The organism is Erythrobacter sp. RANMB8 (assembly GCF_056848235.1).
Genome location: NZ_JBREHG010000004.1, coordinates 225,624 through 231,823 on the forward strand (window position 1 = coordinate 225,624; position 6,200 = coordinate 231,823).

Sequence of the window (6,200 nt, forward strand, 5' to 3'; positions counted from 1 at the left end):
TTGCCATATCCCTTGCAGCAATGGCCTTGTCCGGTTGCATGGCCGGTCGCAGCGATCCGCCGGCCCTTGCCAGTGTGCAGGCCATTCCGGAACGCTGGGTGCTGGCCGAGCCTGCGGGGGCGGAGATTCCGCTCGATACCTACTGGCTGATGCTGGATGATCCGCTGGCGGCGGAGTTCGTTGCGCAGGCGCAGCGCGAAAACCTCGATCTGGCACAGGCTGTCACGCGGCTGAGGGCGGCCCGCGCGGGGCTGCGGCAGGCACGGGCAGACCGGGTGCCGACCGTCAATGCCAGCGGCGGGGCGCGGCGCGAAGTCGGCGATCTTGCCAGCGATGACGTGCTGCTTTCGCTCGGCGCGGATGCGGCGTGGGAGGTCGATCTGTTCGGACGGATCGACGGCTCGATCGATGCTGCCCGCAGCGATGTTGCGGCGGCGGGCTATTCCCTCGGCGATCTGGAACGGGTGATTGTCGCGCAGGTGGCAAGCCAGGTGGTGACCGCCCGCTCGCTGGCGGCGCAGTTGGCAATCGCCCGCGATACGCTCGCGATCCAGGACGATACCTTGCAGATAGCGCGCTGGCGCAATCAGGCGGGGCTGGCCAACAGCCTCGATGTCGAACAGGCGCGCACCCAGCGGGCGCAGACTGCCGCATCGATTCCGCAGATCGAAAGCAATCTGGTTGCGGTTGCCAATGCCATTTCCACCCTGATCGGAGAGCCGCCGGGCAGGGTTTACAACGCACTGATCGCTGCGCCACGTGCAGTTCCTGCACCGCCTGCCGATGTCGCGCTGTCGGCGCCTGCCGACATGCTGCGCCGTCGCCCCGATGTCAGCGCTGCCGAAGCGCGGCTCGCCGCCGATCTTGACCGCGTTGGCGTGGCGCGCACACAGCTTTATCCGCTGGCGCGTCTGTCCGGCACGATCGGCACCAGCGGCACGAGGGCGGGCGATCTGTTCGACATCGTCACCGGCAATATCTTTGCCAGCCTGTCGCAGTTGATCTTTGATGGCGGGCGGGTGCGCGGGCGGATCGAAGGGGCCGAGGCGGTTGCCGACGGATCGCTCGCGGCGTGGCGCCAGAGCATCCTTGTGGCCTTGCAAGAGGTCGAAAGCGCCAATGCCGATCTGTCCGCCAGCGCGGAACGCGTGACCGCGCTGGCCGAAGCGAGCGAGGGCGCACAAAATGCCGCCTTGCTGGCGCGCAGCCAGTATCAGGCCGGATTGATCGATTTCCAGCGCCTGCTGGTCGCCGAAAGCCAGCTGCTTGCCACCCGCAACGCGCTGGTCAACGCCGAGGCATCGCGGGCACTGGCCTTTATCAGTCTGGCGCGGGCGCTGGGTGGTGGATGGTCGGTGCCCGGCGGCGCGGGTCTTGAAAATATTGCGGCGAGGGAGCCAGGCGAGTGAACGAGACGAGCAATCCGGCTGAAGTGCCGAGCGTGGACGAGTTCCTCGGCACCAAACCGCGCCCGATGTGGCGGCGGACCATGAAGTACTGGCTGCCTGCGCTGATCGTCCTGATCGTGCTGGCGATGATCCTTTCCGCAGTGTTCAGCGAAAAGCCCAAACCCGATTACATTACCGAGGCAGTGGTGCAGGAATCGCTGTCACTGTCGGTATCGGCGACAGGCAACCTCAGGCCCACCAATCAGGTCGAAGTCGGCGCGGAAGTGACCGGGCCGGTCGACAGCGTTGCCGTCGATGTCAATGACCGCGTGACCCGCGGGCAGGTGATCGCGGTGATCAATACCGAGATCATCGACCAGCAGATCGCGCAGGCGCGCGCCAACCTCAACGCGGCCCGCGCCGCCTTGGCGCAGGCGCAGGCAACGCTGGATATCGACAAGGTGCAACTGGCGCGGTTGGAAGAAGTGCGGCGGCTTTCGGGCGGGCGCGTGCCTTCGCAGATCGAGGTCGAACAGGCCGAAGCCGCGGTCGAACGCGACAAGGCGGCGGTCGCCTCGGCGCGGGCCAATATCGAGGCTGCCAGCGCGCAGATGCGGGCCAACCTCACCACCCGCAGCCGTGCGGTGATCCGCTCGCCCGTCAATGGCGTGGTGCTCGCCCGCCGGATCGAGCCGGGACAGACGGTGGTTGCCGCCTTTAACACGGTGACGCTGTTTGTGATCGCCGAAGACTTGTCCGAAATGCAGTTGCGCGTGTCGATTGACGAGGCCGACGTGGGCCAGGTCAAGGCCGGGCAGAAGGCCACCTTCACCGTCGATGCCTATCCCGGCAGGCGCTTTCCCGCGACGCTGCAACGGGTCGATCTGGCATCGAGCAACACGGTGCAAAGCCAGTCCGGCGGAGCCGCGGCGGCGGCAGGGGGCGCCGGATCGGTCGTCAATTACGAAGCTCGGCTCGAAGTGCAGAACCCCGATGGCCTGCTCCGTCCCGGCATGACTGCGACCGCGACCATCGCCACGCAGGACACCGGCAAGGCGCTGCTGGTGCCCAATGCCGCGCTGCGGTTCCGCCCCGATGCCAAGGAGGAAGGCGGCGGCGGCGTGTTCCAGCCGCAGATCGGGCTGGAAGACCAGAAGCAGCAGGCCACCATAGGTGAAGGCAGTCGCCAGCAGGTGCAGGTGGTGCAGGCTGACGGCACGCTGAAGGCGATCGAGGTCATCACCGGCCGCAGCGACGGGCGGCGCACGGTGGTGCGGTCTAAGGAGCTGAAGCAGGGCATGAAGGTCGTCACCGGCGTCAAGGCGGCGGGCCAGTGACAGCGCAACCGCTCATCCAGCTTGAGGGGATCACCAAGACCTTCGGCAGCGGGGCGGCGGCGTTTCAGGCGCTCAAGGGCGTCGACCTGGCCATCGAGCGGGGCGAATTCGTGGCGATCATGGGCCCCTCGGGGTCGGGCAAGTCGACCACGATGAACATTCTCGGCTGCCTTGATGTGCCCACCGGCGGCGTGTTCCGGTTTCGCGGGATTGAAGTGCAGAAACTTGACCGCGACCAGCGCAGCCTCTTGCGCCGGCGCTATCTCGGCTTCGTGTTTCAGGGCTTCAACCTGCTGGCGCGCACCACCGCGCTCGAAAATGTCGAGCTGCCGCTGCTCTATCGCGGCGAGAGCAAGGCGCGGCGGCGCGAGGCGGCGATGCGGGCGCTCGATCAGGTGGGCCTTGTCCCCTGGGCCGATCACACCCCGGCCGAATTGTCGGGCGGTCAGCAGCAGCGCGTCGCCATCGCCCGCGCGCTGGTGACCGAGCCCGATGTGCTGCTGGCCGACGAACCGACCGGCAATCTCGACAGCGAACGCTCGGTGGAAATCATGCAGTTGCTCCAGCGCCTCAACGGTGAAGGCATCACCATCCTGATGGTCACCCACGAGGAAGACATGGCCGCCTACGCCAAAACCATCGTGCGCTTCCGCGACGGGCTGGTCGAGCGGGTCGAGCGCGGGGTGATGGCGACAGAAGGCAGCCCCGCCTGATGCTCGGCACCTCGATCCTGCTGGCCCTGCGCGAAATCCGCCGCCACATCCTGCGTTCGATCCTGACGACGCTGGGGATCATCATCGGCGTTGCCGCGGTGGTGACGATGGTGACGCTGGGCAATGGCGTGACCGCATCGGTGCAGGAGGAGATCTCCTCGCTTGGCGCGAGCAATTTCATCATCTTCCCGGTGCGCACCACCCGCGGGACCATCCGCCCGTTCGACGAGGCCGATGTGCGCGCGGTCAAGCAGCAGATCGCCGGGGTCGATATCGCGGCGGGCAATGTCGGCGCGAGCACTACGGCCTTTTACAACGGGCAGGATTGGGACACGCGGGTGCAGGGCGGGAACAACGACCTGCTCGAAGCCCAGTCGATCAGGATCGCCGAAGGCCGCGCCTTCACCCCGCAGGAACAGGAGGCAGGCAACGCGGTGTGCCTGCTCGGCCTCAAGGTACGCGATGCGATCTTTCCGCCGGGAACCAGTCCGGTCGGCGCACGGATGCGGCTGTCCGATATTTCCTGCACGGTGATCGGCGTCATGGAAGAACGCGGGCAGGGCGGCGGCGGCGCGGATGATGACGATACGGTCTATATGCCCCTCAAGACCGTGCAGCGCCGGTTCAAGGGCAACGACAACCTCGATTTCTTTGTGGTCAAATATGATCCAGCTTACGAGGCGAGAGTGATCCAGGATTCGCTGGTCGCCCTGCTGCGCGAACGGCGGTTGTTGCAGGGCAGCGAGCCCAATGACTTCAACGTGATCGATACGGCTCAGGTCAATCAGGCGCTGGGTGCGGCCACCGGCGCGCTCACCGCGATGGTGGCGGTGATCGCCTCGATCAGTCTACTGGTCGGCGGCATCGGGATCATGAACATCATGCTCGTCAGCGTGACCGAGCGCACCCGCGAAATCGGCATCCGCCTAGCCATCGGCGCGCTGGCACGCGAGGTGCGGCTGCAATTCCTGACCGAGGCGGTGGTGCTGTGCGCGCTGGGCGGTCTGGTCGGGATCGGGCTGGGCTTCCTCGCCTCGATCGGGCTGGCCGCGGCAATCGATGTGCCTTACGTGTTTGACCCCACGATCAACATCGTCAGCTTCCTGTTCGCATCCTCGATGGGGATCGTGTTCGGATACTATCCCGCCAGCCGCGCCTCGAAGCTCGATCCGATTGACGCGCTGCGCCACGAATAGGCAGGCCCGCGCTGCCGCGCAGCATCGAAGGCAAGCAGCAAAAACGCGGGTTCTCGTGGCAGAGGCGATGGCGCACAGTGCAGCCCGCCCTGCCATTGACGAACTGAGGACACACAGATGCACACCCACACGCCCGCAATCCGGAGCGCCGCCGCATGAGCGGGATTGGCCTCGCCGCCGCGCACGAACTCGCCGCCCGCGTCGAGGCTTTCGTGCGCGAGACGATCGTGCCTTACGAACGCGATCCGCGCCGCGATCACCATGATTGCCCGTCCGATGAACTGGTCGCCGAAATGAAGGACAAGGCGCGCGCGGCAGGCCTGCTAACACCGCATATCCTGCCCGATGGCAGGCATCTGACGCAGGCCGAAACCGCGATTGTGCTGCGCGCCACCGGCCTTTCGCCACTCGGCCCGCTCGCGCTCAACACCGCCGCGCCGGACGAGGGCAACATGTATCTCCTCGGCAAGGTCGGCAGCCCGGAAATCCGGGAGCGGTTCCTGAAGCCGCTGGTCGAGGGGCGGGCGCGGTCCGCCTTTTTCATGACCGAGCCTGCCGCCGAAGGGGGTGCCGGATCCGATCCTTCGATGATGCGCACCACCTGCCGCCAGGATGGCAACCACTGGGTGATCAACGGGCGAAAGGCCTTCATCACCGGTGCCGATGGGGCCGGGGTCGGGATCGTCATGGCGAAATCGGACGAGGGCGCCTGCATGTTCCTGGTCGACCTGCCCGATCCCGCCATCCGCATCGAACGGGTGCCGAACACCATCGATTCCTCGATGCCCGGCGGCCATGCCGTGGTGGCGATCGAGAACCTGCGGGTGCCTGCCGACCAGATGCTGGGGGAGGCGGGCGAGGGCTTCCGCTATGCCCAGATCAGGCTCGCGCCGGCGCGCCTTTCGCATTGCATGCGCTGGCTCGGGGCCTGCATCCGCGCCCATGAAATCGCGACCGACTATGCCTGCCGCCGCGAGGCTTTCGGCAAGCTTTTGGTTGATCACGAAGGCGTCGGCTTCATGCTGGCCGAAAACCTGATCGATCTGAAACAGGCGGAGCTGATGATCGACTGGTGCGCGGGCGTGCTCGACACCGGATCGCTCGGCACGGCGGAAAGCTCGATGGCGAAGGTCGCCGTGTCGGAGGCGCTGATGCGGGTGGCGGATCGCTGTGTGCAGGTGATGGGCGGGACCGGCGTGACCGATGACACCATCGTTGCTCAGGTGTTCCGTGAAATCCGCGCCTTCCGCATCTACGACGGTCCGACCGAGGTCCACAAATGGAGTCTCGCCAAGAAGATCAAGCGCGAATGGAAGGCTGCCCGCGATTAAGGGGGGCTGCCGGATTTGGCGATGGTCGGAAGAACTCTGTCTGGGGCGGAGGCATATCGCTCAACGACCGGCCCGATCGAATCCCATTCGTCCGAAAGCAAGATAAGGGCCGAGGTGTTCCGATTCGCTGACCGAGACGCTGGTGCCTGCATAGGGCAGAAACTTTCTCTGGCGGCCATGAGATCCGCAGAATTGGTCGGTGTTGGCCCATTGACCTCCGGGTTCTGAAGTCGCC

Annotated in this window: 5 protein-coding genes; all 5 read left to right on the forward strand. The window is 66.0% G+C overall.

Annotated features, from left to right (window positions below):
• Window positions 1–20 precede the first annotated feature (20 nt).
• The 5 genes from ACU0AG_RS08605 (at window position 21) to ACU0AG_RS08625 (ending at window position 5,965) form a co-directional block, all read left to right on the forward strand.
• On the forward strand, window positions 21–1,409 hold the full coding sequence (locus ACU0AG_RS08605; RefSeq protein ID WP_482781856.1) for an efflux transporter outer membrane subunit: 1,389 nt from the start codon (window positions 21–23) through the stop codon (window positions 1,407–1,409).
• The gene (locus tag ACU0AG_RS08610; protein ID WP_482781857.1) at window positions 1,406–2,725 is read left to right on the forward strand and encodes an efflux RND transporter periplasmic adaptor subunit; all 1,320 of its coding nucleotides are present in this window, start codon (window positions 1,406–1,408) and stop codon (window positions 2,723–2,725) included. The genes ACU0AG_RS08605 and ACU0AG_RS08610 overlap by 4 nt, the downstream gene beginning before the upstream one ends.
• Window positions 2,722–3,438: an ABC transporter ATP-binding protein gene (locus tag ACU0AG_RS08615; RefSeq protein ID WP_482781858.1), complete on the forward strand. Its 717-nt coding sequence runs from the start codon at window positions 2,722–2,724 to the stop codon at window positions 3,436–3,438. Before ACU0AG_RS08610 ends, ACU0AG_RS08615 begins: the two co-directional genes overlap by 4 nt.
• Window positions 3,438–4,634: an ABC transporter permease gene (locus ACU0AG_RS08620; RefSeq protein ID WP_482781859.1), complete on the forward strand. Its 1,197-nt coding sequence runs from the start codon at window positions 3,438–3,440 to the stop codon at window positions 4,632–4,634. Before ACU0AG_RS08615 ends, ACU0AG_RS08620 begins: the two co-directional genes overlap by 1 nt.
• A 155-nt stretch (window positions 4,635–4,789) precedes the next feature.
• The gene (locus ACU0AG_RS08625) at window positions 4,790–5,965 is read left to right on the forward strand and encodes an acyl-CoA dehydrogenase family protein (protein ID WP_482781860.1); all 1,176 of its coding nucleotides are present in this window, start codon (window positions 4,790–4,792) and stop codon (window positions 5,963–5,965) included.
• Window positions 5,966–6,200 lie beyond the last annotated feature (235 nt).

Excerpts from the sequence above, each read along its gene's own strand:
- ACU0AG_RS08605 (WP_482781856.1), top strand. The coding sequence starts at position 21 with ATGGCCTTGTCCGGTTGCATGGCCGGTCGCAGCGATCCGCCGGCCCTT.
- ACU0AG_RS08620 (WP_482781859.1), top strand. The coding sequence starts at position 3,438 with ATGCTCGGCACCTCGATCCTGCTGGCCCTGCGCGAAATCCGCCGCCAC.
- ACU0AG_RS08625 (WP_482781860.1), top strand. The coding sequence starts at position 4,790 with ATGAGCGGGATTGGCCTCGCCGCCGCGCACGAACTCGCCGCCCGCGTC.